The 22,966-nt window shown below is 66.7% G+C and carries 18 protein-coding genes; 12 read left to right on the top strand and 6 right to left on the bottom strand.

Features of this window, described 5'->3' with window-relative positions; all coding sequences use genetic code 11:
* Window positions 1-124 precede the first annotated feature (124 nt).
* The 8 genes from bcsZ to bcsR all read left to right on the top strand — a co-directional run bounded on the left by bcsZ (window position 125) and on the right by bcsR (window position 12,820).
* Complete coding sequence (bcsZ, locus tag U5A65_RS28655) at window positions 125-1,369, top strand: cellulose synthase complex periplasmic endoglucanase BcsZ (protein ID WP_415765824.1); 1,245 nt, start codon at window positions 125-127, stop codon at window positions 1,367-1,369.
* Window positions 1,351-5,433 (top strand): cellulose synthase subunit BcsC-related outer membrane protein, encoded by a 4,083-nt coding sequence (locus U5A65_RS28650; protein WP_321948610.1) that lies wholly within the window; start codon window positions 1,351-1,353, stop codon window positions 5,431-5,433. Before bcsZ ends, U5A65_RS28650 begins: the two co-directional genes overlap by 19 nt.
* 72 nt (window positions 5,434-5,505) lie before the next feature.
* Window positions 5,506-7,350, top strand: a complete 1,845-nt coding sequence (bcsE, locus tag U5A65_RS28645) for a cellulose biosynthesis protein BcsE (protein ID WP_321948609.1) — start codon at window positions 5,506-5,508, stop codon at window positions 7,348-7,350.
* 9 nt (window positions 7,351-7,359) lie between these two features.
* The gene (locus U5A65_RS28640; RefSeq protein ID WP_321948608.1) at window positions 7,360-7,563 is read left to right on the top strand and encodes a hypothetical protein; all 204 of its coding nucleotides are present in this window, start codon (window positions 7,360-7,362) and stop codon (window positions 7,561-7,563) included.
* Window positions 7,560-8,384, top strand: a complete 825-nt coding sequence (gene bcsQ, locus U5A65_RS28635; protein WP_321914142.1) for a cellulose biosynthesis protein BcsQ — start codon at window positions 7,560-7,562, stop codon at window positions 8,382-8,384. Before U5A65_RS28640 ends, bcsQ begins: the two co-directional genes overlap by 4 nt.
* Entirely contained in the window at window positions 8,381-10,975 is a 2,595-nt protein-coding gene (gene bcsA / locus U5A65_RS28630; protein WP_321948607.1) for a UDP-forming cellulose synthase catalytic subunit, read from the top strand. Before bcsQ ends, bcsA begins: the two co-directional genes overlap by 4 nt.
* A 49-nt stretch (window positions 10,976-11,024) precedes the next feature.
* On the top strand, window positions 11,025-12,611 hold the full coding sequence (bcsG, locus tag U5A65_RS28625) for a cellulose biosynthesis protein BcsG (RefSeq protein WP_321914144.1): 1,587 nt from the start codon (window positions 11,025-11,027) through the stop codon (window positions 12,609-12,611).
* Window positions 12,611-12,820, top strand: coding sequence for a BcsR/BcsP family cellulose biosynthesis protein (gene bcsR, locus U5A65_RS28620; protein ID WP_321914145.1), 210 nt, complete (start codon window positions 12,611-12,613; stop codon window positions 12,818-12,820). Before bcsG ends, bcsR begins: the two co-directional genes overlap by 1 nt.
* Before the next feature lies 1 nt (window position 12,821).
* On the opposite strand, the gene U5A65_RS28615 is transcribed toward bcsR, so the two are convergent.
* The 3 genes from U5A65_RS28615 to U5A65_RS28605 form a co-directional block, all read right to left on the bottom strand.
* The gene (locus tag U5A65_RS28615; protein ID WP_321948606.1) at window positions 12,822-15,053 is read right to left on the bottom strand and encodes a tetratricopeptide repeat protein; all 2,232 of its coding nucleotides are present in this window, start codon (window positions 15,051-15,053) and stop codon (window positions 12,822-12,824) included.
* A gap of 228 nt (window positions 15,054-15,281) precedes the next feature.
* Window positions 15,282-15,530, bottom strand: coding sequence for a hypothetical protein (locus U5A65_RS28610; RefSeq protein ID WP_321914146.1), 249 nt, complete (start codon window positions 15,528-15,530; stop codon window positions 15,282-15,284).
* Window positions 15,478-16,374, bottom strand: a complete 897-nt coding sequence (locus U5A65_RS28605) for a hypothetical protein (RefSeq protein ID WP_321948605.1) — start codon at window positions 16,372-16,374, stop codon at window positions 15,478-15,480. The genes U5A65_RS28610 and U5A65_RS28605 overlap by 53 nt, the downstream gene beginning before the upstream one ends.
* A gap of 79 nt (window positions 16,375-16,453) precedes the next feature.
* Between U5A65_RS28605 and U5A65_RS28600 the strand changes: the two genes are divergently transcribed.
* From U5A65_RS28600 to rpoD, 4 genes are all read left to right on the top strand, one after another.
* Window positions 16,454-16,795: an XRE family transcriptional regulator gene (locus U5A65_RS28600; protein WP_321914148.1), complete on the top strand. Its 342-nt coding sequence runs from the start codon at window positions 16,454-16,456 to the stop codon at window positions 16,793-16,795.
* A gap of 262 nt (window positions 16,796-17,057) precedes the next feature.
* Window positions 17,058-17,495, top strand: coding sequence for a GFA family protein (locus tag U5A65_RS28595; RefSeq protein ID WP_321948604.1), 438 nt, complete (start codon window positions 17,058-17,060; stop codon window positions 17,493-17,495).
* Window positions 17,496-17,623: 128 nt separating this feature from the next.
* Window positions 17,624-18,214 carry a class I SAM-dependent methyltransferase gene (locus tag U5A65_RS28590; protein ID WP_321948603.1) on the top strand — a complete coding sequence of 197 codons (591 nt, stop codon included), beginning with the start codon at window positions 17,624-17,626 and terminating at the stop codon, window positions 18,212-18,214.
* Window positions 18,215-18,624: 410 nt separating this feature from the next.
* Complete coding sequence (rpoD, locus tag U5A65_RS28585) at window positions 18,625-20,604, top strand: RNA polymerase sigma factor RpoD (protein ID WP_321948602.1); 1,980 nt, start codon at window positions 18,625-18,627, stop codon at window positions 20,602-20,604.
* A 102-nt stretch (window positions 20,605-20,706) separates the two neighbouring features.
* Here rpoD and U5A65_RS28580 read toward each other — a convergent pair whose 3' ends face one another.
* The 3 genes from U5A65_RS28580 to U5A65_RS28570 are packed head-to-tail and all read right to left on the bottom strand — an operon-like array spanning window position 20,707 to window position 22,489.
* A complete protein-coding gene (locus U5A65_RS28580) occupies window positions 20,707-21,372 on the bottom strand; it encodes a DUF799 domain-containing protein (RefSeq protein WP_321948601.1) in 666 nt (221 codons plus the stop codon).
* A 14-nt stretch (window positions 21,373-21,386) separates the two neighbouring features.
* Window positions 21,387-21,752 (bottom strand): DUF4810 domain-containing protein, encoded by a 366-nt coding sequence (locus U5A65_RS28575; RefSeq protein WP_321948600.1) that lies wholly within the window; start codon window positions 21,750-21,752, stop codon window positions 21,387-21,389.
* Between the two features lie 59 nt (window positions 21,753-21,811).
* Complete coding sequence (locus U5A65_RS28570; protein WP_321936612.1) at window positions 21,812-22,489, bottom strand: CsgG/HfaB family protein; 678 nt, start codon at window positions 22,487-22,489, stop codon at window positions 21,812-21,814.
* Window positions 22,490-22,966 lie beyond the last annotated feature (477 nt).

The following is a 22,966-nucleotide window of genomic DNA, read 5'->3' as shown; positions in this document are numbered from 1 at the left end:
CGCGCCGGCTCTGGCGCCACGGCTCGCGCCCCGGTTCGCGCGCTGGCTCACGGCCGGCGCGCTCGCCTGCGCGCCGCTCGCGCCGCCAGGGCCACTCGGGACACTCGCCGCACTGACACTGCTGATGCCGGCTGCCACGGCGCACGCGGCTGCGCAGGCCGCACCAGGTGCGCCAGGTGCGCCAGGTGCAAACGCTACCGCCGCAAAGTCCGCCAGCCCCGCCGCCTGCGCCTGGCCCGCATGGAGCATATTCCGCAGCACGCTGCTGAGCGCCGACGGCCGCGTGATCGACGCGAGCACGCCTCGCCAGATCACCGTTTCCGAAGGGCAGTCCTACGCGCTCTTCTTCGCGCTGGTCGCGAACGACCGGGCGAGCTTCGACAAGGTCCTCACGTGGACCGAAAACAATCTCGCGCAGGGCGATCTCGCCTCGCATTTGCCCGCATGGATCTGGGGGCGCCGCGATATCGGCGATGACGGCAAGCCGGTCGCGGCTGCGGACGCTTCCGCTCCCGCGCCGGCCAGCGCCGCGCACGCCGGCGAGCCCCAGTGGGGCGTGATCGACAGCAACCCCGCCAGCGACGCCGACCTCTGGATCGCCTATACGCTGCTCGAAGCCGGGCGCCTCTGGAACGAGCGCCGCTATACCGCGCTCGGCACGATCATGGCCCGCAACATCGTGCGCGAGGAAACTGCCGTGCTGCCGGGGCTTGGGCGCACGGTGCTGCCAGGGCCCGTGGGTTTCACGATCGGCAAGGACGGCTGGCGCCTGAACCCGAGCTACGTGCCGCTCCAGGTCATGCGGCGCTTCATGCTCGCGCTGCCGCAGGCGAGCGAATGGAAGGCGCTGCTGGCTTCCTCGGCGAGACTCGTCAACGAGACCGCGCCCAAGGGCTACTCGCCCGACTGGGTGGAATATCACGCGAAAGGCGGCTTCGCCCCCGACGCGCAAACGCACGCCGAAAGCGCCTACAACGCCATTCGCGTGTACCTGTGGGCCGGCATGCTCGCGAGCGACGACCCGCTGCGCGCCAGCACGCTCGCCACCTTCAAGCCGCTCGCGGACTTTGTCGGCGCACAGGGTTTTCCGCCCGAGCGCGTCGACACGACTACGGGTACAGCGGGGCCGAACGAGGGCAACGGCGGCTTTTCCGCCGCGGTCGCGCCGTACCTGGCCGCGCTTGGCCGCAGCGATCTCGCGAACGCTCAGGCCGAGCGCAGCCGCACCCTCGCGCAGAAGTCGCCGCCTGGCTACTACAGCAGCGTGCTGATGCTGTTCGGGCTCGGCTACCTCGACGGCCTCTACCATTTCGACGCGCAAGGCCGCGTTGCCCCAGCATGGACGAGCGCATGCCCCACGCCGCGCTGAACGCCCTCGCGTCTGCTCGCCGCGCCGCTCGTGCGCGCAGCGCGCGCCGTGAGGCGCGGCGCCTCGCTGCGTGCGCGCTGCCGGGCCTCGCCAGTCCCGGCACGCCGCCGAGCCGCTTGTTGCCGAACATCGCGCCGCTCGTTGCGCTACTCGTCGCCGCGTCGCCGTATCCTGCCTCCGCGCAGACGGCTCCGCAGCCAGCGGCCAACGCCGCCACGCCAGGCGCCCAGGCCGAGCAACTGCTCTCGGCCGCGCGCATGTGGGAAGGCAAGAATCGTCCGGACGTCGCACGCGGGCTCGTGCAAAAAGCGCTGCTGTTCGACCCGAAGCAGCCCGACGCGCTCGCCTTGCTCGGCGAAATCGAGCTGCGCTCGAACCGCCCGGCCGAGGCCGCGAAAATCCTCGCGCAGCTCAAGAAAATCGCCCCGAACGCGAGCGCGACGAAGGAACTCGACGACGCCTACCGCATCGCCACGAGCGGCAAGATGGAGATGGCCCAGATCCGTCTGCTCTCGGCCGCGGGCAAGAGCGAGGAAGCCTCGGCACGCCTGCTCAAGCTGTTTCCGAACGGCGCGCCCGCGGGCGATCTCGCACGCGACTATTACCGCATCCTCGCCGGTACGACCGCGGGCCGCGCGCAGGCGATCAGCGAATTGCGCACGCGCGTGAAGCAGAATCCGAATGATCCGCGCCTCGCGCTGATCCTCGGCGACCTGCTCACCGACCGCGCCGACACGCGCATGGAAGGCCTCAACCTCATTTATCGCGTGTACCAGCGCCAGGACAGCAATCGCGCGCTTGCGCTCGAACTGTGGCGCCGCGCACTCGGCAGCGCCGGGCGCGACGATCCGGCCTACTACGTGTGGTATCTGCGCTATTTGCAGGAAGTGCCCGACGACACCGACGCGCAGCAGACCGTGGCCGATCTCGGCAAGAAGCTCGGCGCGAAGGGCCAGGCGCAGGCGCTCGCGCAGGCGCAGAACCCGCAGGCCGTCGTCACCGCGCCCGCACCCTCGCGTGCGGCTGCAACGAGCGGCGCTTCGACTCAGGCCCGCGCCCGGCCCGGCCCCGGCGCCGCCGACCGCGCGCGCGGCCTCGCGCAACTCGACCGCGGCGATCTCAAGGACGCCGAAACCTCGCTGCAAAGCGCGCAGCGCGCGAACCCCAACGACGGCGAAACCATTGGCGCGCTCGGCCTCGTGCGGCTGCGCGAAGGCCGCCACGACGAGGCGCGCGAGTTGTTTGCGCGCGCCGAAAAGCTCGACCCGGACAACGCCGGCAAGTGGCGCAGCCTCGAAAAGACGGCCACCATCTGGGGCACCATTGCGAAGGCGCGCGACGCCAATTCGCAAGGCAAACCGGAACAAGCCGAAGCGCTCGCGCGCGAGGCGCTCAAGCTCGATCCGGGCAACACGACCGCGAGCGACATACTCGGCAGCGCGCTCATCGCGCAAAAGAAGTGGCCCGAAGCCGAAGCCGTGCTGCGTCCACTCGTGAACGCGCCCAAGCCTGACATGGACGCGCTGCGCGGCCTCGTGACGGTGCTGCGCGAAACCCATCGCGAAAACGAAATCGAACCGCTGATCGCTGCCACGACGCCGCGCGTGAGCGGTTCGACGGCGGAGCTCAAACGCCTGCACGCCGAGCTGCTCTCGATCCAGGCCGACCAGTTGCTCGCGGACAACCGCAAGAGCCCGGCCATCGCGAAACTCGAAGAGGCCGTGCGCCTCACGCCCGACGACGCCTGGACGCGCTTCACGCTCGCGCGCCAGTACCGCGATCTGGGCCTGCCCGCGCTGGGCCGCCAGGTCATGGAAGACGGCCTGAAAGTTTCGCAGGCGCCCGACATGCGCTACGCCACGGCGCTCTACCTGAATTCCGTGGACGACGTCGACGCGGCCGCCGCACAGCTCGCGGCTGTGCCAGAGGCCGAACGCAGCCAGGGCATGCGCGAGCTGATAGGCAACCTCGCCGCGCAGAAGAAGATCGCGCAGGCCCGCCAGCTCATCGCCCAGGGCAAGGAAGACGAAGCGCGCGCGCTGCTCGACTCCGCCGCCGCCGACGCCAACGCGGCCAACGACCCGCAGATGCTCGCCACGGTCGGGCGCGAGTGGATCGCCATCGGCGAGCCGGACCGGGGCCTGAAGCTCGTGCAGGACTGGCTCGCGGCGCACCCCGACGACCCGGCGGCCAACGGCGCGCGGGTGCGCTACGGCGAGCTGCTGGCGGCGGCCAACCGCGACGACGCGTGGGCGAACTGGATCGACGCCACGCGCGATCAGCCCGGCATCACCGAGGAGCAGCTGGCCAGTCTCGACGACCAGGAGCTGCGCCTGGCGGTGCGCGAAACCGACCGGCAGATCGAAGCGGGCGACCTCACGGCCGCACGCCACACGCTCGACGCCGTGCCCGACCGCCTCAAGTCGAACCGGCGGTGGCTCCTCGAAGAGGTGGATCTGCTCGACGCGAAGGGCGACTACAAGGGTGCGATGGCCGCGGCGCAGAAGGTGCTCGCCACGCAACCCGACGACGCCGATGCACGCCTCGCCGTTGCGCGTATGCTGGAGCGCATGGGCCGAGACCGGGAGGCCGCCGACATGGTGCGCGCAGTGCTGGCCGACACCGCGGAGAACGACATCGACACGCGCCTTGCCGTGGCGCGGCGCTTCACCGCGCTCGGGCTGAACGACGAGGCTTCCGCCGTGGTCGATCCGTTGCGCGAGCAATATCCGGACAACCCGGACATCACGATCCAGGCGGGGCGCGTGGCGCAGGCGCGCGGCAACTACAACGAGGCCGCGAACCTCTATCGCACTTCGCGCACGCAGGAAGAGGCCGAAGGCACGCAGCCGGACGCCGATGGCACGACATCGGCCGGCCGCGCGCTGCAGAGTCTGGAAGACCGCAAGCAGGGGCAGGTCGCGACCGGCTGGTATCAGTCGAACCTTTCGGGCGACCCCGGCATTTCCGAACTGCACGCCACCGAAGTCCCGCTCTACGTGCGCATTCCGGACGGCTACACGGGCCATTATTTCTTCCATGCCGATACGGTCTACCTGAACGCCGGCACGCTGCCCGGCGGCGACCTCGACACCGCGTCCAAGTACGGCAAGATCGCGGCGCTCGGCAACGCCGGACTCGGGAACATCAACGAGACCGCCAAGGGCGTCGCGCTCGCAGCGGGCTACGAGTTCAGCGGCGCGAACAATAGCTGGCGCGCCGACATCGGCAGCACGCCGGTGGGCTTTCCGATCACGAGCGTGCTGGGCGGCATTCAGTACCGCCACGACTTCCAGAACAGTTCGTCGCTGTCGCTCGACGTCTCGCGCCGGCCCGTGACCGCCAGCCTGGTTTCGTACGCGGGCGGCATCGATCCGGTCACTGGCGAGAAGTGGGGCGGCGTGGTGCGCAATGGCTTCACGGTGCGCGGCGCGAAGGACTTCGGGCCCGGCACGATCTTCACGAGCATCGGCTTCGGACTCCTGACCGGCACCAACGTGGAGACCAACCAGGAGTTCAAGGTGCGCAGCGGCTACGACTGGTCCGTGTTCAGGCGGCCCGACCAGATCGTGTCGAGCGGCCTGATCCTCAACTACTGGAAGTACTCGAAGAACGAGCACAACTACACGTTTGGTAACGGCGGCTATTACAGTCCGCAAAGCTATTTTTCGATCGGCATTCCGCTCGACTGGACCGGCCGCTACAAGAAGCTTTCGTGGGAGATCGACGGGTCGGTGGGCATGTCGTTCACGAATGAAAACCAGTCGCCGTTCTACCCCACGCGGCCAGGCCTGCAGGCTCAGGCGCTCGCGTTCATGAGCGCCAACGATCTCGGCTCGCCGTATTTCGGCGGCGGCTCGGGCGGCGGCTTCAGCTATACGATCGAAGCCGCGCTCGAATACCGTGTGACGGAGCACTTCGTGGTGGGCGGACGCTTTTCGATCGACCGCTCGCGCGACTACGCGCCGAACGTGGGCGTGCTTTACATGCGCTACTTCTTCTCGCCGCAGAAGGGGCCGGTGCCGTTCCCGCCGCGGCCGGTCGTCCCTTATTCGGCCTATTGACGTGGCCACAGAGCGAGCGCGCATGACGACGATGAAACCCGCGACGATGAAATCCGCGACACGAGCGACACGATGACCGATCCCGCCACCCTTCCCGCAGCGCCCGCCGGCGCCAGCCGCGATACGCGCCGCTCGCTGTTCTCGCGTCTCGCGCGCCGCGAGCCGCTCGCGATCGACGGCCTGCCGCCGTCGCTCGCCTCGCTCGGCGCGGGCCAGGTGCACGTGGTCTACGCGGGCGCCTCGCCCGCGCGCGACGCGCTCTTCTGGCAAACCGCCGCCGCCGCGCTCACGGGTCCGGCCACCGTGCTCTCCACGCGCGACGGCGCGAGCCTCGCGGCCACGTTGCGCGACCATGGCGTCGATCTCGACAAGAACGGTTCGACGCACGCGTGGGCAAACGTATGCACGGTGCGTCCACTCCAGGAACGCGACGGCGTGCAGGTGCTGATCGAAGCGCTCAACGCGCTCGCCGCGCAGTGCGCCGCACCCGAAAGCCAGTTCTTCATCGAAGGCGCGGAGGCGTTCTTCAACTGGCAGGATCCCGCCGCGCTTGCGAGTCAGGGCGCGCAGCTCGCAGGGTGGTGCGCGCAGTATCGTTACGGCGTGCTGATGGTGGTGGCGCCCCCAGGCCTTGGCGACGATCAGGAGCATCCCGAGCTGGCCGCGTTCCAGGCGCGTTTTGCGGGCGCCGCGCAATTGCACCAGGTGCAGGGGCAGTATCGCTGGGAAGTGGCGTTCTGGCGCGCCGGCGACGCCGTGCACGGCAGCCAGAGCGTGCCGCTGCGCTTTTCCGCGGTCGATCACCGCCTGACCGTTTCTGGCGGCACCTTCGAAACCGAGATCGGCGAAGCGGGCCTGCTCGCGCCCGACGAAGGCCGTGTCGTTGTTTCGCGCGACGCCATGCTGCACGAACGCGTACTGCCGCAGGCCTGGCAGATCGTCGACAACAACGAGGCTGCCGTGGCCGCGGCGCGCACTTCGGTCGCAGCCACGGTGATTCTCGATTTCAGCGTGAACCGCGACCTCGAAGCGCTCGCGGAACAGGTGCACACGCTGCGCCTGCAGTGCGGCGAAGCGCTCAAGATCATTGTGCGCGAGGACGCCGTGGCCATGCGCTACGAGTCGCTCATGCTCAACCTCGGTGCGAACCGGGTCATTGCGCGGCAAACGCCACTCGCGCAGGTCGAGGCCATCGTCGACAGTCTGCAGGGCCAGGTGTATTCGCGGCCCATGCCCGCCGACTACCGCCAGGCGCTCGCCGCCGTGGTGCACGGCGAGGAGAGCGGCTACGTGGGTGCGGCGCACTTCGTCGAACTGGTGCGCGCGGCGGTGGAACGCAGCCGCGTGATCCAGTTGCCGAGCGTGCTGATCCGGCTCGCGCTAATGCCGGAAATCGCGCACGTGGATGCGCTCAAGGTGTGCCATCTGCGCCGCGCGGGCGATATCGTGACGGCGAGCGGCGACAGCCTCTACGTGTTCTTCTTTGCATGCCGCATGAGCGACGCCGACGCCGTGTGTCAGCGCGTGTTCAAGCGGCCGCTCGCCGAGCTGTTCCAGGGCGAGGAGCGCTACGGCGACGGCCGCGCGATCACCGAGGCGCTGGACGCGTTCGCCGACGAGATCGACACCGCGCCGCCGCCCGACTATTCGGGCTGGCTCGCGATCAACGAAGGGCAGCCCGCCGCGCCCGCGGCCGTCTCGGTCCAGGCCAACGGCCAGACCGTGCCGCCTGCGGCGGCTTCCGCGATTGCGCCGGGCGCAGCGTCCGCTGCAACGACAGCGACAGCAAACGCGACGCCGCGCAATATCGCTCCCATAAATGGTGACCTGTTGTCCGCGCTCGACCCCGCCGCGCGCGGCGACAGCGCGAAACCGCGAGCCGCGCCGCAGCGCGCGCCGCTGCCGCTCAAAGCATAGGAGAGCGACATGAACGTATTCCTCGGTTACTTCGTCTGGGGCTTGATGCTTGCCGTGCCGCTCTACTTCGTCGCCTGGCGTCTGCGTCTTGGGCGCTTCCTGCCCACGTGGCTGCGCCCCGCGCGCTCGCGCCCGCTCCAGTTGCCGCCCCAGCTCGACGCCCTGCTGATTCGCGGCCAGCGCCGCACCGGCCAGACGGGGCCGCGCCAATGAAAACCATCGCCATCGTCTCAAGCGTCGGCGGTGCCGGCCGCACCACGCTCACTGCCGCGCTCGCGGGGCTGCTGGCGGCGCGCGAGCACGTCGCGCTCGCCGCCGAATGCGACCCGCGCAACGTGCTGGCGCTCCACTTCGGGCTGCGCGAGAGCGCGCGCGAAGGCCTCGTCACGCATCTGGCGGGCGGCCCCGGCGCCGACGACGCCTGGTCGCGCGCCGCGCTGCAAAGCGACGATGGCGTGCTCGTGCTGCCATGGGGCAGCCTCGCGAACGGCCACGCGTCCCTCGACGACGACGCGAGCGCCCTGCTCGACGCGCGCCCTGGCTGGCTGCGCGAACTGCTCGCCCGCGTGGACCTGCCGGCGCACGCGATTGCGCTCGTCGACGCGGGCACGTGGCCCTCGGCGCACGCGCGCCAGGCGATCGACGCCGCCGACCTCGTGCTTTGCGTCCTCGCGCCCTGCGCCACCGCGTGTGCAACGCTGCCGCGCCTGATCGCCGCGCTCGTGCGCGCCGGCAAGCGCAGCGTGTTCATCGCCAATGCGGTCGCGCCCGCGCGCCAGCTGCACATGGACGTCGTTTCGCTGCTGCGCGCGCGCCTCGGCGCCGCCATGCTGCCGTATCTCGTGCATGCGGACACCGGTGTGCCCGCAGCACTCGCCGCCGGCGAAAACTTCTGCCTGAGCGCGCCCAGCTCGCAAGCCGCGCACGACCTGAACGGCATTGCCTCGTGGCTCTCGCACTGGAGCACGGGCGCAAGCCTCGACGCCCCCGACGAACTGCTCGCGCAACATGCCGCGCGCGGGAGCACGCCATGATCCGCGAGAAGATCGCTGCACTGTGGATCGCGTTTTGGGCGTCGCTACGCCGCCTGAGCGCGCCTGAGCTCGATCTCGCGCCCGACGCGCCGCGCGGCCAGTGGCTGCTGCGCGCCTTCTTCCGGCCGCCGCGCCCCGGCCAGCGCGACGTGCCCGCACTCGCCTTCGCGCGCCTGGGCAAGGACATCCGCCAGCGGCTGAACATAGGCCGCGACGACACCGCCGGCGCCTGGCTGCTGCGCCTCTTCCTGCGCCCGCGCCGCGCGCGACAGCGCCTTGCCGCCGACCTGCGCAAGCTTCACAAGGCGCCGCAAGGGCACCATCGCTTCGCACTGCGCGCGTGGCTCGGCAGGGGGCTCGAACCGATCTATCGCCGTGCCTCGCGCGCGAGCGCGGCAATCGGCGCACGCCTGCCCGACGTGCCGTGGGATGGCATCGAGCAGCGCCTCGAGAAGCTTTCGGCAGCGCTCGACAGCGTGCCTTTCCTGCGCCAGTGCCTTCTGTGGCTCGCGTTCATCGCGGCCATTGCCGTGTGCACGACGCCGCTGCCGTTCGCGGGCCAGGTGCTGCTGTTCCTGCTCGTGTACGTCGTGGTGATGATCGCGCGCCGCCTGCCGGGGCGTCTCGCCACCATGCTCATGGTGATGCTCTCGATCCTCATGACGGGCCGCTACGTCTGGTGGCGCAGCACGCAAACGCTGCATCTGACGAGCCCCGCCGAGGCTATCGTGGGCTACATCCTCTACGCGGCCGAGCTTTACACGTGGATCGTGCTGATCTTCGGCTACGTGCAGACCGCCTGGCCGCTGCGCCGCAAGCCGCAGCCGCTGCCCGACGACCCCGCCGACTGGCCGACCGTCGACATCTATATCCCGACCTACAACGAGTCGCTCTCGGTGGTGCGCCCAACCGTGTTCGCGGCCAGCTCGATCGACTGGCCGCGCGACAAGCTGCGCGTCTACATTCTCGACGACGGCACGCGCGATGAATTCCGACGCTTCGCGGAGGAAGCCGGCGTGGGTTATATCGTGCGCGCCGAGCACACGCACGCGAAGGCCGGCAACATCAATCATGCGATGCCGCTCACCCAGGGCGAGTTCATCGCGATTTTCGATTGCGACCACATTCCCACGCGCTCCTTCCTGCAAACGACCGTAGGCGTCTTTCTCGCCGACAAGAATTGCGCGCTGGTGCAAACGCCGCACCACTTCTTCTCGCCCGACCCGTTCGAACGCAATTTCGACACGTTCCACCGCGTGCCCAACGAAGGCAGCCTCTTCTACGGCCTGATCCAGGACGGCAACGACTTCTGGGACGCCACGTTCTTCTGCGGCTCGTGCGCGGTCATCAAGCGCGCGGCGCTCGAACACATCGGCGGGATCGCGACCGAGACCGTGACCGAAGACGCCCACACCTCGCTGCGGCTGCATCGCCACGGCTATACCTCGGCCTACCTGCGCACCGTGCAGGCGGCGGGCCTCGCCACCGACAGCCTCGCCGACCACATCGGCCAGCGCATTCGCTGGGCGCGCGGCATGACGCAGATCTTCCGCGTCGACAATCCGTGGATCGGCAAGGGCCTCTCGTTCTTCCAGCGCATGTGCTACAGCAACGCCATGCTGCACTTCTTCTACGGCTTCCCGCGCCTCATTTTCCTCGTGATGCCGGGCGCGTACCTGTATTTCGGACTGCACGTGATCAACACGCCCGCGCCCGTGATCCTCGCCTACGTGGTGCCGTATCTGGTGATTGCCGCGATCGCCAACTCGCGCATCCAGGGGCGCTACCGGCACTCGTTCTGGGCCGAGGCCTACGAGTCGGTGCTCGCGTGGTACATCGTGCTGCCCACCACCATGGCCTTCATCAACCCGAAGCTCGGCAAGTTCAACGTGACCTCGAAGGGCGGCCATATCGAGCACGAGTATCTCGACTGGACGATCTCCAAGCCCTATCTCGTGCTGCTTGGCATCAACGTGTGCTCCATACTCGCCGGCATTGGCCGCCTCACGATCTGGCGAACCGAAGAGCCCGCCACCGTGTTCATGAACCTCTTCTGGGCCGGGGTGAATCTCACCATTCTCGGGCTGGCGCTCGGCGTGGCCAAAGAGGCGAAGCAGGTGCGCGTGGCGCACCGCATTCCGTTGCGCGTGCCCGCCATGCTCACACTGCCCGACGGCCGCACGCTCGCCTGCAAGACCGAGAACTATTCGATGGGCGGCCTCGGCCTCATGCTGCCCGCCGACGCCGTGGCGAAGCTCGAGCCCGGCGAGCGCATCAACGTGACGCTCGCGCGCGGCGTGCTGGAACACGACTTCCCGGCCGTGGTCGCGCGTCTCGCCGACCGGCGCCTTGGCGTGCGCTTTACCGACATGACGGTGGAGACGGAGCGCAAGCTCGTGGAATGCACGTTCGGCCGCGCCGACGCCTGGCTCGAGTGGGAAGACGTGCCGCCCTCCGATGCGCCGCTGCACGGCCTCGTCCAGCTGATCGAGCTGAGCTGGCAAGGCTACATGCGCCTCATCGACGCGCTCTTCGACGCGCTGGAAAACATCTTCACGCGACGCCGGGCCGGCCAGGCCCGCCAGCCCTGAGAAACGCAACCGCCATATCAAGCCGCTACACCCTGGAACGCGAAACACTATGGGTCTCTGGAATCTCTACTTCCTCGCCAAGCTGTACCTCTACTCGATCGGCACGCTCAAGCCCGAGTGGTGGATGAACTTCGCCTTCGTCGTCCTGCTGCTCGTGCCGCTGCACAAGCGGTGGCTGCGAATCGCGCGCGACGTGGCCGCCGTTGTCGTGGGCATCGCCATTGCGTACCACGAGTCGAGCATGCCCGACATCGGCCGGGCGATCTCGCAGATTCCTGTGCTCTTCACCTTCACGCCTTCGTACATGTTCGAACTCACGCGGCGCGTGATTTCGCTTTCGATGGTCGTGACCGCGGTGCTTGGCGTGCTGCTCTACTTCCTCATCGACCGCTGGGTGCGCGTGACGACGCTCGTACTGATCGCGCTCGTCGTCATGCCGATCTGGCAGGGCGTGGGCACCTTCGTCGCGAACGCCACCGCCAACGCCTCGCTCGCCAGCAACGGCGACGACGACGGCGGCACGGGCAAGAAGCGCGACGAGCAGTCGGGCAGCTACGACCAGCAGCTAGCGGCGTTCCGCGCCAACGAAGAGGGCCGGCGCGTGAACTTCACGCCGCTCACGACGGACACGAACGCGCAGTTCGACATCATCGTGGTGCACATCTGCTCGCTCTCGTGGGACGACATGGACGTCGTGAAGATGCGCAACAACCCGCTCTTCTCGCGCTTCGACTACATCTTCCAGAACTTCAGTTCCGCCGCGAGCTATAGCGGCCCCGCCGCCATTCGCGTCCTGCGCGCCACCTGCGGGCAGGAGCCGCACAAGTCGCTCTACGACCCGGCGCCGCCCGAGTGCCACCTGTTCGCGCAGCTTGCGCAGGCGGGTTACAAGCCGCAGGCGCTGCTCAATCACAACGGCCGTTTCGACAATTTCCGCGGCACGGTGATCAATGAAATGGCCGTGCCGGGCGTGACGATTCCCTCCAACGAAGGCCTGCCGGAAGCGATGAAGGAGTTCGACGGCTCGCCGCTGGTTGGCGACTACGACGTGCTCGCGCGCTGGTACAAGCAACGCATTGCGGCGGGCGGCGGTCCGGTCGCGCTCTACTACAACACGGTCTCGTTGCACGACGGCAACCGCCTGCCGCCTCCGAACACCAATCTCACGAGCCTGCAGTCCTACCCGATCCGCCTGCAGAATCTGCTCGGCGACGTCGACAAGCTGATCAACCTCGTCGCGCAATCGGGCCGCCGCGCCGTGATCGTGTTCGTCCCCGAACACGGCGCGGCGCTGCGCGGTGAAGAAAACCAGATCGCCGGCATGCGCGAAATTCCCACGCCGAACATCGTGCATGTGCCGGTAGGCGTGAAGGTGGTGGGTCTGCCGCCCGGCAGCGAGCACACCGGTGGCGTGACGACGATCGATACGCCCACGAGCTTTCTCGCGCTTGCGCAACTGCTCGCGAACCTCGTCGCGCAAAGCCCGTTCGCCACGGGCGCGCCGCCGCTCGCGCAGTATGCGAACAACCTGCCGCAAACGCGCATGGTGGGCGAAAACGAGGGCACGGTGACGATGACGACCCCCACGGGCTATGTGATCCACACGCCGGACGGCGTGTGGGTGGAGGGCAAGTAATGGCGATACGCTTGTGGGGGTCCGGCCGCCGTTCGCGCAGCGGTCCTGCGCTACCGAGCGATATCGACGCGCTCGCGCGCCTGGTCGAGGGCGTGGACCGCGACCGCTATCTCGACGTTCAGGCCGAGGACGCCTGGCAAGCGGCCGCGAAACGCTGGCCGCTCGTGGCGGCCGTGCTGGAGCTGCCGACGCAGGAGAGCAAAGGCTGAGTCAGCGCGCGCCTTCGCGGGTCGCGCCCTCCTGAGCGCACCACGCTTGCCACATTTGCCGGTAGGCGGATTCCATGTTTCGCGCGAAGCGTGCGCCATTCATGAGTGGCGAGGTTTCCATGCGCGCGCGCAAGCCCGCGCGCAGCGCGGCGAGGCGCGGCACATCGCGCGCGAGCGCCGTCACGGCGGCCACATACCCGGCGTCGCTTGCCGCCGCCAGCTCCGGCAAACCCAGATTGGCAAGCAGGCAGAGCCCCGCGCGGCTCACCGCCGAGCGGCCGTAGCGCGTGGGCACCGGTACGCCCATCCAGAAGGCGTCGAGACTCGTGGTGTGGCCATTGGCCGGAAACGTGTCCAGCGCGATGTCGATCTGCCGGTAAGTGCGCAGATAATCGGCGCGCGCCTGGAAACCCACGAAGCTCACGCGCGCCGGATCGATGCCGTGTGCCGCAAAGCGCGCATTCAAGCGCTCGCGCGCACTGCCGGGCGGCGCCATCAGAAGCAGCCGCGCGTTTGGCAGCGCGGCAAACACGCCGGACCACAGCGCCAATGTGGCGTCGGTGAGCTTGCAGGGATTGTTCAGGCATCCGAACGTAATGTGTCCAGCCGTGAGCGCCGGCAATGCGTTCACATCCACATCCGTCGCCAACGAGTCGTAGCACCAGAAGGCGTCCGGCAGGCGCACCGAGCGCTCGGTGTATTGATCGTCGATGTGCGGCTCGCCCTCCGGATCGAGCCAGGGGTCGGTGAGACGCCAACCGATCGAGGGGCTGCCCGTCGTGCCGGGGTAGGCGAGCCACGCCACCTGCACCGGAGCGGGCCGCCGCGCGAACACCAGGCGCCGCGCGCCGTCCATGTGCATTGTGAGATCCACGACCACGTCGATGCGATCGTCGCGAATCTGCTGGGCTACGCGCGCATCGTCGAACTCGCGCACGTCGCGCCAGACATCGCTGAAACCGCGTAGCCGGGCGGTTACTTCGTCGGTCTCTGCGCTCAGCGAGTAGCAGAAAATGTCAAACGCCTCGTGATCGTGATGGCGCAACAGCGGCGTCGTAAAAAGCGACTGGCAGTGGTTGCGGAAGTCCGGCGAGACATAGCCGATGCGCAGCCGACGCGCGGGTTCGGGCGTGTTCGCATGGTGCGCTCCCGCGCTCGCGGCCAGCAGCGCCGCTTCGTGCCGGACCGAGAACTGCTCGGCTTCGGCCCGCAGCGCGTGGCCGTCGTCGATGGCGAACATCAGCGACCACAGCAAGTTGCTGTTCGCGCCGGCATGCGCGGGATCGCAGGCCATGGCGCGCCGATAGCAGGCAATGGCCTCGTCGATGCTGCCGGATTTGCTGCACGTGTTGCCAAGGTTGAGGTGCGCGGCGGCGAAATCCGGCTTGAGTTCGATCGCGCGCGTGAAGGCCGCGCGCGCCTCGTCGATGCGGCCCGTCTGCATCATCAGGTTGCCGAGATTGTTCCACGCGGACACTCTGCCCGGTTCGTGTTCGAGCGCGCGTATGAGTGCAGCCTGCGCTTCGTCGACACGGCCCGCGCCCAGCAGCATGCAGCCCAGATTCGTGAGCAGGTCGACCGAGTCCGGCGCGAGCGTACGCGCGTGTTCGAGCATGGCCAGCGCTTCGGTGTTGCGGTTCGTGGCGAGCAGCACCTGTGAAAGATTGTTCCAGGCATTCACATGACCGGGCGCCAACTCCAGCGTGCGCCGCAGTACCGCTTCCGCACGCGCGAACTCGCCGGACTTGTACAGGGTGGTTCCGTAATTGAAGTGGATAGCCACATGGGCGGGCGCAAGCGCCAAGGCACGCTCGAAATGGCGCGAGGCCTCGGCACAGTTTCCCGCTTCGCCGTAAAGCTGACCGAGATTGTTCAGCGCCACGGCGAAGTCCGGCTGCAACTCGATCGCGCGATGCAGCGCCCGGATCGCGAAGTCGCGGTCGGCCGCGCGCTGACAGGTCAAGGCGAGGTTCACGAGGAAGAGCGGGTCCTCCCGCTCGGCCAGCGCGCGGGCGATGAGCGCACGTGCGGCGAGCGGATCGCGCCCGTTTTCGATCAGGCCGGCGAGATTCAGCGCGTCGGCGTCGTGCGGATTGGCGGCGATGAGGCGCTCGCACATGGCGCGCGCCGCTTCAGTTTCGCCGCGCTGCCACGCGGACTCGGCGGCGGCCAAGGGTGCTTGCGTTGCTTGCGCGTGCGGCGTGGCGTCGCGGGAAGCTTGGGAGGTCGACATGAGGGTGAACGCTTCCATGGCTTCGGATAGCAAACGTCCGAAGATGGCAATGCGTGTAGACGCAAAGCGTTCGATTATTGCCGCGTCTCGAAACTGGCTGTCTGGGTTGCGCCCGTTGTGGCGCCAGGCCGAGCCGGCTTGCCCCGCAGCGCGCTCCCGGCCCGCCCTGGTCCGCACGTTCAGCAAGCAGGCTGCGCGGAAGCGGCATGCAGGCCAGCGAGCGGTGCTTCAGTGGTCCTTATGATCCTTGATCTGACGCGCCTGGACTTCAGTCACCGAATCGAACAACGCCTCTGCACGCGCCAGTTCGTCCAGCGCGCGGTCGAGCCGCGATTGCGCGACCCCATAGGCAAGTGGCGCGGCGATGTCGCCCTGGACCTCGGCACGCAGGGCGCGAAATGCCCGGTCGACGTTGCGGCTCGCCTCAAAAAAGCGTTGCGCAGCCTCGGCCTCTTGTGAACGGATGTGAATCGCCATGGAAGAGTTCCATCGTGAGTTGCGTCCAGTCTCCCGCCCGGGAGACGTGACGCGTTCTTGCGCCGCCAAGCCGTGAAGACGCCGTGTGGTCGGCCGGCGGCACGTCGAAGAGATCGCGCGTCACGCCACGCGCCTGCTGCGCACAGGCCTCGCTGCGCACGCGTTTGGTGAGATTCGCGTAGGTGTCGAAGTCGCCCATGCGCGACGCCTCGTGAATTGCCGCGAGATCGCGCGCCTTGACGAGCGTGGGCTGCGTAAGCCGCACAAAGTACGGCGCCTCCAGCTCCGCCGTCAACACGAGCGGATGGCTCTTGCCGCCCGCCTCGGCGGCGCGCTCGACGCAATCCACCACTACGGTGCCCTGCGAGCGGGCCGGCGGCTTCGCCGTGCTTACGCTGCGCAGCCGCTCCGGAAACACCCGCAGCGAACTGCCGACGCTGAGTTCGGTTGGCGAGACGCATACCAGCGCGTAGTGATGCTCGCGTGCGGCGCCCGAAGGCAGCATGGCGCTGCTCGTGACGAACACGTGCTGCGGAAGCTGGCGCACCTGCCCGCTTGCGTCGACCCACGCATTCCACACGACCACGCCGGCACGCTTGCCGCGCTTGTCTTGCGCTACGCGCGGACGGCTCGCCGCCGGCGAGAACAGGGCGAGGAGCGAGCCGGTGCGCAGCGCAGCGACCTGAGCGCTGCTGCCGAGCGACTGGCCGATGCCCCACAGGAAACGTCCGCCGCCCTGCCGGCGCTCCCACTCCTTGCGCAGAATCAGCGTAGGGAGATCCATGCCGGCCTCCGGCCCGATACGGGACCAGCAGAACGTGGGCGGTAGGTGTTTCAGTGCCATCGACTTCCTCGGAATGCAGTTGCTCATTGATTAGGGTGAGCAATTCAATAACCGTTACTGTATAGGTATAATGCATGACATGGAAGCCCCAGATACTTATTTTCCGGTGCAGGAACTGCTGCGGCGGTTATCGGACGATTCACGCTCGGCTAGCGAAATTGCACGGCTTTCCGGGGTCAGTCAGCCTACCGTCTCGCGTCTTCGCACGTCGAACGGGAGGCGTGTACGCCGGAGCGCGTCATTCAATAAGCTATGCAGTTTCTATGGCGTGAAGGCGCCGCCGTCCAGCCGGCACGCGGCCGCGTACAACGAATTGCTGCGCAACGCGATCGTCGAGGCGTGGGACGGCTCGGAGGAGCACGGCCGCGCGCTGCTGGTCGTCATCAAGGGATTGAAGGAGCTGAGGGAACGGCCCGCGTAGATTCAATTGGGCCGGCGGCATGAAGCGTTTTGCGCGAGGGCGCAAAGGTAACCATCCATGGGAAATTCGCCTTGCATTTCGGGGTTCCAGAGGAGCCACGAACCGTGCGCAAGCCACGGTGGGCCGCCAAATCCCCATATGTGGTGACCTTGACGTTTTCCTGCGCCGCGGGAGGCCCAAACGTATGATGTGAGAGCACCCATCGCACCGCAGCCGCCCGTTTGCAGTGTGTGAGATTCGCTACCCGAGCACCGCGTCCACCATGTCCGCCGACACTTCCCCCGTCCACACGAATGCTCCCGCTACTTTGCGCGGGCAGTGCCTTTGCGGCGCCGTGCGCTATGCGGTCGCGAATGCATTCCGCTATGCATTCAATTGCCACTGCTCGCAGTGCCGCCGCGCGACCGGGTCCGCGTTCAAGCCCTTTGCGGGCATCGAAAGCGAGGCGCTGCGCCTGACCGAGGGCGAAGCGCAGACGCTGGTCTACGGCGACCATCAGGCCGCCCATGACGTGCATTGCGGCCGCTGCGGCTCGCTGCTCTATTCAGTTGTGCGCGAAGGAGCCTATGTGCACGTAACGCTCGGCACGCTGACCGATGCGCCCGACATCCGGCCCGCCGGCCATATCTTCGTGCGCTCGAAAGCGCCTTGGTTCGAGATCGGCGACTCGCTCCCCCAGTACGACGAATTCCCGCCCTGACGCGTGCGTTCCTGCAGACATGCGTGGCAGCGACCATACCGGTATCGCCGCACTACTGCCTGCCGGTACATGGTTCGGCTAGTCTCGAAGCGTCCCTTCCCCTTGTCCCCAAGGACTCTGAGCCCCATATGGACTCCAAGACGATCGAGACATACACGAGTGGCGCCGCAAGCTACGCAGCCGAATGGGCGAACCAGCCCGAGCCGGACGACCTCTATGCGCATCTCACGCAGCATTTCCGCCCCGAGGGACGGACAGTCGATATCGGGTGCGGATCGGGGCGCGACGTGGCGTGGCTGAACGCACACGGTTATCCGGCGGCCGGGTACGACGCGTCGCAGGGTTTGATCGCGCAGGCTGTCGCTGAATACCCGCAATACGCGTTCGGCCTTGCCACGTTGCCCGATCTGGAGAATGTACCGGCCGCGAGCTTTGACAACGTCCTCTGCGAAACCGTGATCATGCATTTGCCTGTCGCGCAGATCGGCCCGGCCTGCCGCCGCCTCGTCGAGCTGCTCACGCCCGGCGGCGTGCTGTACCTGAGCTGGCGCGTAACCGAAGGCGACAGCGCACGCGATCCTGCGGGGCGTCTATATAGTGCCTTCGACCCCGCGCTCGTGACGGGCGCGCTCGAGGGCACGACGCTCGCGCTCGACGAGGACGCGGTCAACCGCTCTTCCGGCAAACGCGTTCAACGTATTGTCGCGATTCGTGCGTGAGCGTTGCCGCGCACGACGATCCGGCAACGGGGATTAGTGGGGAAACAACAGAGCGCCAGGCACCGAGCGAGTGACAAATACGTGAACTATTCGCTTGAAAAATGGTCTAACGCACTTATGTAGGAGATATGTAAGGTGGAGCGCTAGCAAGCGGTACGACCCTGAAGGCGGACAATGTGCCGCAAACACGACGATTCAGGTTGCCTCGCATGCAGTAACGCACTACCATACGCGGTCTTTCTGCATTGCACGAAAATCCAGGCTGCCACGTCTTCGACGTTTGGCGCTCGCTTGGCGGGACCGGCATGCGCCCCGCCCACTCCCCTGCAATTTCGTCATCGCCAGGACGCCACGCCGCTGGCGCGTGACCCTTTTTGCCCTTGTCGGGCTATCCCTTCGAGGAGAATGTATTGACAAGCCATGACCGGGACGACGCGCTGATCTCGTCTGCCCGCCCCGCACGCCGTTCGTCGAAAGACAAATCCGGCGATACGACGCCCATGGACGCAGGCTCGCAACTCGAAAAACGCCAGCATCAGATGCGGGCGCTCATCAAGCTCGGCCGTGAGCGCGGTTATCTGACGCACGCGGACATCAACGACCATCTGCCCGACAACTTCGCGCAGACGGCCGCGCTGGAAACGATCGTCGCCACGTTCAACGACATGGGCGTGCAGGTGTACGAACAGGCGCCCGACGCCGACACGCTGCTCCTGAACGAAGATTCCCGCGCCGACCAGCAGGCCGACGACGAAGCCGACGAAGAAGTCGAAGTCGCGCTCTCGACGGTCGACTCCGAATTCGGTCGCACCACCGACCCCGTGCGCATGTACATGCGCGAAATGGGCTCGAGCGAGCTGCTCACGCGCGCCGGCGAAATCGAAGTGGCGAAGCGTATCGAAGACGGTCTCCAGGAAATGATCCAGGCGATCGCGGCATGCCCGTCGATCGTCGCGACAATCCTTGCCGACGCCGACCGCATCGCGGCTGACGAAATGCGCATCGACGAACTCGTCGACGGCATCGGCAGCGACGAAGCCGCGCAAGAACCGGCCGCGGCCGAAGCCGACGCCAGCGAAGACGTCGAAGCGGCCTCCGACGAAGAAGAATCGGACGATTCGAGCGATGACGAAGACGACGCCGACGCCGACAACAGCAAGGCGAACGAAGCCCTGCTCGCACAGTTGAAGGCAGACAGCCTCGCGATCTTCGCGCGCGTTCGCACGCTGTTCGAACAGATGGCTTGCACGTCGGACGCCAATGCGCGTGCGTCGGCCTCGGAAATGAAGATCTGCGCCGACATCCAGACGGAACTCGCGCCGATCCGCTTCACGGCTCGCACCATCGACCGCCTGTGCTCGCTGCTGCACGAGCAGGTCGCGCAAATTCGCGCGATCGAGCGCAATGTGCTCTCCATCGTCGTCGATCGCTGCGGCATGCCGCGCGAAGCCTTCGTCGAGCAGTTCCCGGGTCACGAAACCGATCTGGACTGGGGCGTGCGCGCCGCAGCCGCGTCGAGCAAGTACGGTCCCGCGATCGAGCGCAGCCTGCCGGCTATCCAGGCAGAACAGCGCAAGCTCGCCGAGATCGAAGCGGCCGCATCGCTGTCGCTGCAGCAGATCAAGGCGATCAATCGCCGCATGACCGTTGCCGAATCGAAGATGCGTCAGGCGAAGGGCGAGATGGTCAAGGCCAACCTGCGTCTCGTGATTTCGATCGCGAAGAAGTACGTGAACCGCGGCATGCAGTTCCTCGACCTGATCCAGGAAGGCAACATCGGCCTGATGAAGGCGGTGGACAAGTTCGAATATCGCCGCGGCTGGAAGTTCTCGACGTACGCGACGTGGTGGGTGCGTCAGGCCGTGACGCGTGCGCTCGCCGACCAGGCGCGCACGATCCGCGTGCCGGTGCACATGATCGAAACGATCAACAAGCTCAACCGCATTTCGCGCGAGATCTTGCAGCAAACGGGCATGGAAGCGCATCCGGCGGACCTCGCCGCACGTATGGGCATGACCGAAGAGAAGGTGCGCGGCATCCTCAAGATCGCCAAGCAACCGGTCTCGCTCGAAAGCCCGGTGGGCGACGACGGCGACGCGACGCTCGGCGACATGATCGAGGACGCAGGCTCGGCCTCGCCGGCCGACGCCGCGATCCACGCGAACATGCGCGCTGCCATCGACGAAGCGCTCAAGGCGCTCTCGCCGCGCGAAGCCAAGGTGCTGCGTATGCGCTACGGCATCGACACGACTTCGGACCACACGCTCGAAGAAGTGGGCAAGCAGTTCGACGTGACACGCGAGCGTATTCGCCAGATCGAGAGCAAGGCAATGCGCAAGCTGATGCACCCGAGCCGCGCAGACAAGCTGCGGCCGTTCCTGGAGCGCTGATCGCGTTAGTCGCGCTCTAGTGCGACGCGTTTCGGAGCCAGAATGAAAAAGGCCCGTCACTTCGGTGACGGGCCTTTTTGTTTGGTCCAACGCGGGTGCCGGTCAGTCCGTACCGTACTTCGGCGAGTGCGGACCGTAGAGCAGACCGGTCGGCGGCCCCGCGTGCAGCAGGCGATAGCTCGTGACACCAGCGATATCGTGGCTCTTGTCGGTCAGCGAATTCGCGACCTGCTTGATCGCCGCCATCACGAGCATGCCAATCAGACCGCCGCCGCTACTGTTATTGCCCTCGTTGCTGTTCGCGGTCGCTGAGCCTTGCCAAAGCACGTCTCCGCTCTTCAGATCGACGAGCTTCGCCGACGCCGTGACGACCGTCGCGCTGTCGAGCACGCGATACTGCGTGCCGAATTGCGTGATCTTCGAATACACCGCCGCGTCGGCGCCGAAAATCTCTCGCAGCTTCGCGGGCGAGGTCTGCTGGATATCGCCTGCCGTCGTGAGACCATTCTGCTTGAACGTCTCCTCCATGACCGCGACCGGAATCACGTAGTAGCCCGCTTCGGCGAGCGGCATCGTCATCTGGGAGAGCATGCTGTTCGACGCATTCACGTCGGTCGTCGCATTGTCGGGCGGCAGCACGAGAATCGAGCGCGGTCGCGCGCTCTTGAACGCCGTGTAGTCCGCGTGCCTGACGGGCTGCGCGCAGGCGGCCAGCAGCGCGAGCGCGCAGAGGGCCAGCCCGAGCTTGAGGGAAGAGAATCTGGACATATCGGTACGCTCGCTTATTGTAGTTTCGGTTTCTTCATGAGGAAGTCCATATAGGTCGTCGACTCCGGGAAGAGATGCTTCTCGGCGTCGAATTCCTGCATGGCTTGCGTGTCGTTGCCGACGTTGGCGTACAGCATGCCCAGCTGCGCATGGAAGCCCGGCGGCGGCGTGTTGCCCTTCGCGCGAATCTCCTGCAGCGACTTCTCGAGCACATCGATCTGTTCCTGCGGCGCCTTCTGGCCCTTCAGGTAGTCGTAGACCGCGGGCTGATAGCTGGTCCACTGGTAAAGCGGCGGCGTGGTGTTCGCGCAGCCCGCGAGCAGCAGCGTCGCTGCCGTGACGGGCAGGCAGAGTCCCCGAAGCGTGCCGATGTATTTCATTGAAAACCCCGTATGCGTAGTTGTTGTGATCGAGCGTGAAACGCGGACGACGCGCGCGCTCAATGTGCGGTGCGCAACGCGCCCGCGTCGACCTGATCGGCCAGATGGTTGACTGCCTCCTGGATCGCGAGCTCGAGCACCTTGCCATTGAGCGTCGAGTCGTAGCTCGCGGTACCGCCAAAGCCGATAATTTCGCGGTTCGACAGGCTGTATTCGCCTGCACCTTGCGCCGAAGCGACCACTTCCGACGTCGTGGTATCGACGACGTTGATGTTCACCTTCGCGTAGGCAATCTGGTTCTTGCCGCTTCCGAGAATGCCAAACAGTTGGTGGTCGCCCACTTCCTTGCGGCCGAACTCGGTCACGTCGCCGGTGATGACGTAGTTCGCGCCCTTGATCACCTGGGCTTTCTTCGTGAAGCCGGCTTCCTGGCGGATCTCGTCGAGGTTGTCACGATCGAGCACGCTGAAGCGCCCGCTTTGTTGCAGCGACGTGATCAGGATGGTCTTCGCCTGGCCGCCGAGACGGTCGATGCCGTCGGAGAAGATGCCGCGCATATAGCTCGAGCGATTGTCGAACTTGCCAACTGCGATCTGCACCGGCTTGCCGACGGCCGGGCGCTGCGCGCTCGCGACCGGCGGGACCGGCAGCGAACGCGACGACTCCGTCGCGCAGGCGCTCAGCGCCGCGATAGCGGCGGCGGCCAGCACGGCACCGCAGGTTCTGGACAACTTCATGGATTCTCCTTGGTGGTGGAACAGAAACGACAGCAGGCGCGCGCGTTTGCTGCGCGCACGGATTGAAGCGACTGGAGAAATGGGAGCGGCGAAATGCGGTGCTGTGCGGCGGCGCGCACGTGGGGCATGTCGGCCCGGCGCACGGAGGCGCGGGCGAGCACAAAGGGCGCAGTGTGTCGCTGCGCGCGTGGTTATTCCATCGGCATTGCATGTTTCTCGCCTCCCGTGCGCAAGCGCGCACGCGGAAGCCCCCGGATTCTTGTCGATGTAGCGTGTTTTTTTAATTCGTAGTTAAAAACTACAAACGCATGTATCGGCGGGTTTTAGAGAAACTTTAGGAGATTGGTTATTTAATGCTTATTAGATTGATTTTGCGAAATTTTGAATCGCATTAACGTATTAGGGAAATACGTTTTAAAAACGGAGTCGTGCTTTCCGTTATCGCGGCTGTGAAATGCTGCGGGAGAGGTGTTGCAT

Origin of the sequence: Paraburkholderia sp. J10-1 (genome assembly GCF_905220165.1) — a bacterium.
Taxonomy (GTDB): Bacteria; Pseudomonadota; Gammaproteobacteria; order Burkholderiales; family Burkholderiaceae; genus Paraburkholderia.
Note: the sequence above shows the minus strand (reverse complement) of the source record. Positions and strands in the feature narration are given on the sequence as shown.

What these genes read in the sequence shown, in the direction of transcription:
- U5A65_RS28590 (WP_321948603.1), top strand. Translation starts at nt 17,624, where the DNA reads ATGGACTCCAAGACGATCGAGACATACACGAGTGGCGCCGCAAGCTAC.
- U5A65_RS28595 (WP_321948604.1), top strand. Translation starts at nt 17,058, where the DNA reads ATGTCCGCCGACACTTCCCCCGTCCACACGAATGCTCCCGCTACTTTG.
- bcsE (WP_321948609.1), top strand. Translation starts at nt 5,506, where the DNA reads ATGACCGATCCCGCCACCCTTCCCGCAGCGCCCGCCGGCGCCAGCCGC.
- bcsR (WP_321914145.1), top strand. Translation starts at nt 12,611, where the DNA reads ATGGCGATACGCTTGTGGGGGTCCGGCCGCCGTTCGCGCAGCGGTCCT.
- U5A65_RS28575 (WP_321948600.1), bottom strand. Translation starts at nt 21,752, where the DNA reads ATGAAATACATCGGCACGCTTCGGGGACTCTGCCTGCCCGTCACGGCA.
- U5A65_RS28580 (WP_321948601.1), bottom strand. Translation starts at nt 21,372, where the DNA reads ATGTCCAGATTCTCTTCCCTCAAGCTCGGGCTGGCCCTCTGCGCGCTC.
- U5A65_RS28570 (WP_321936612.1), bottom strand. Translation starts at nt 22,489, where the DNA reads ATGAAGTTGTCCAGAACCTGCGGTGCCGTGCTGGCCGCCGCCGCTATC.
- bcsQ (WP_321914142.1), top strand. Translation starts at nt 7,560, where the DNA reads ATGAAAACCATCGCCATCGTCTCAAGCGTCGGCGGTGCCGGCCGCACC.
- bcsG (WP_321914144.1), top strand. Translation starts at nt 11,025, where the DNA reads ATGGGTCTCTGGAATCTCTACTTCCTCGCCAAGCTGTACCTCTACTCG.
- U5A65_RS28640 (WP_321948608.1), top strand. Translation starts at nt 7,360, where the DNA reads ATGAACGTATTCCTCGGTTACTTCGTCTGGGGCTTGATGCTTGCCGTG.
- bcsZ (WP_415765824.1), top strand. Translation starts at nt 125, where the DNA reads ATGCCGGCTGCCACGGCGCACGCGGCTGCGCAGGCCGCACCAGGTGCG.
- U5A65_RS28605 (WP_321948605.1), bottom strand. Translation starts at nt 16,374, where the DNA reads ATGGCACTGAAACACCTACCGCCCACGTTCTGCTGGTCCCGTATCGGG.
- U5A65_RS28615 (WP_321948606.1), bottom strand. Translation starts at nt 15,053, where the DNA reads ATGTCGACCTCCCAAGCTTCCCGCGACGCCACGCCGCACGCGCAAGCA.
- U5A65_RS28610 (WP_321914146.1), bottom strand. Translation starts at nt 15,530, where the DNA reads ATGGCGATTCACATCCGTTCACAAGAGGCCGAGGCTGCGCAACGCTTT.
- U5A65_RS28600 (WP_321914148.1), top strand. Translation starts at nt 16,454, where the DNA reads ATGGAAGCCCCAGATACTTATTTTCCGGTGCAGGAACTGCTGCGGCGG.
- U5A65_RS28650 (WP_321948610.1), top strand. Translation starts at nt 1,351, where the DNA reads ATGCCCCACGCCGCGCTGAACGCCCTCGCGTCTGCTCGCCGCGCCGCT.
- bcsA (WP_321948607.1), top strand. Translation starts at nt 8,381, where the DNA reads ATGATCCGCGAGAAGATCGCTGCACTGTGGATCGCGTTTTGGGCGTCG.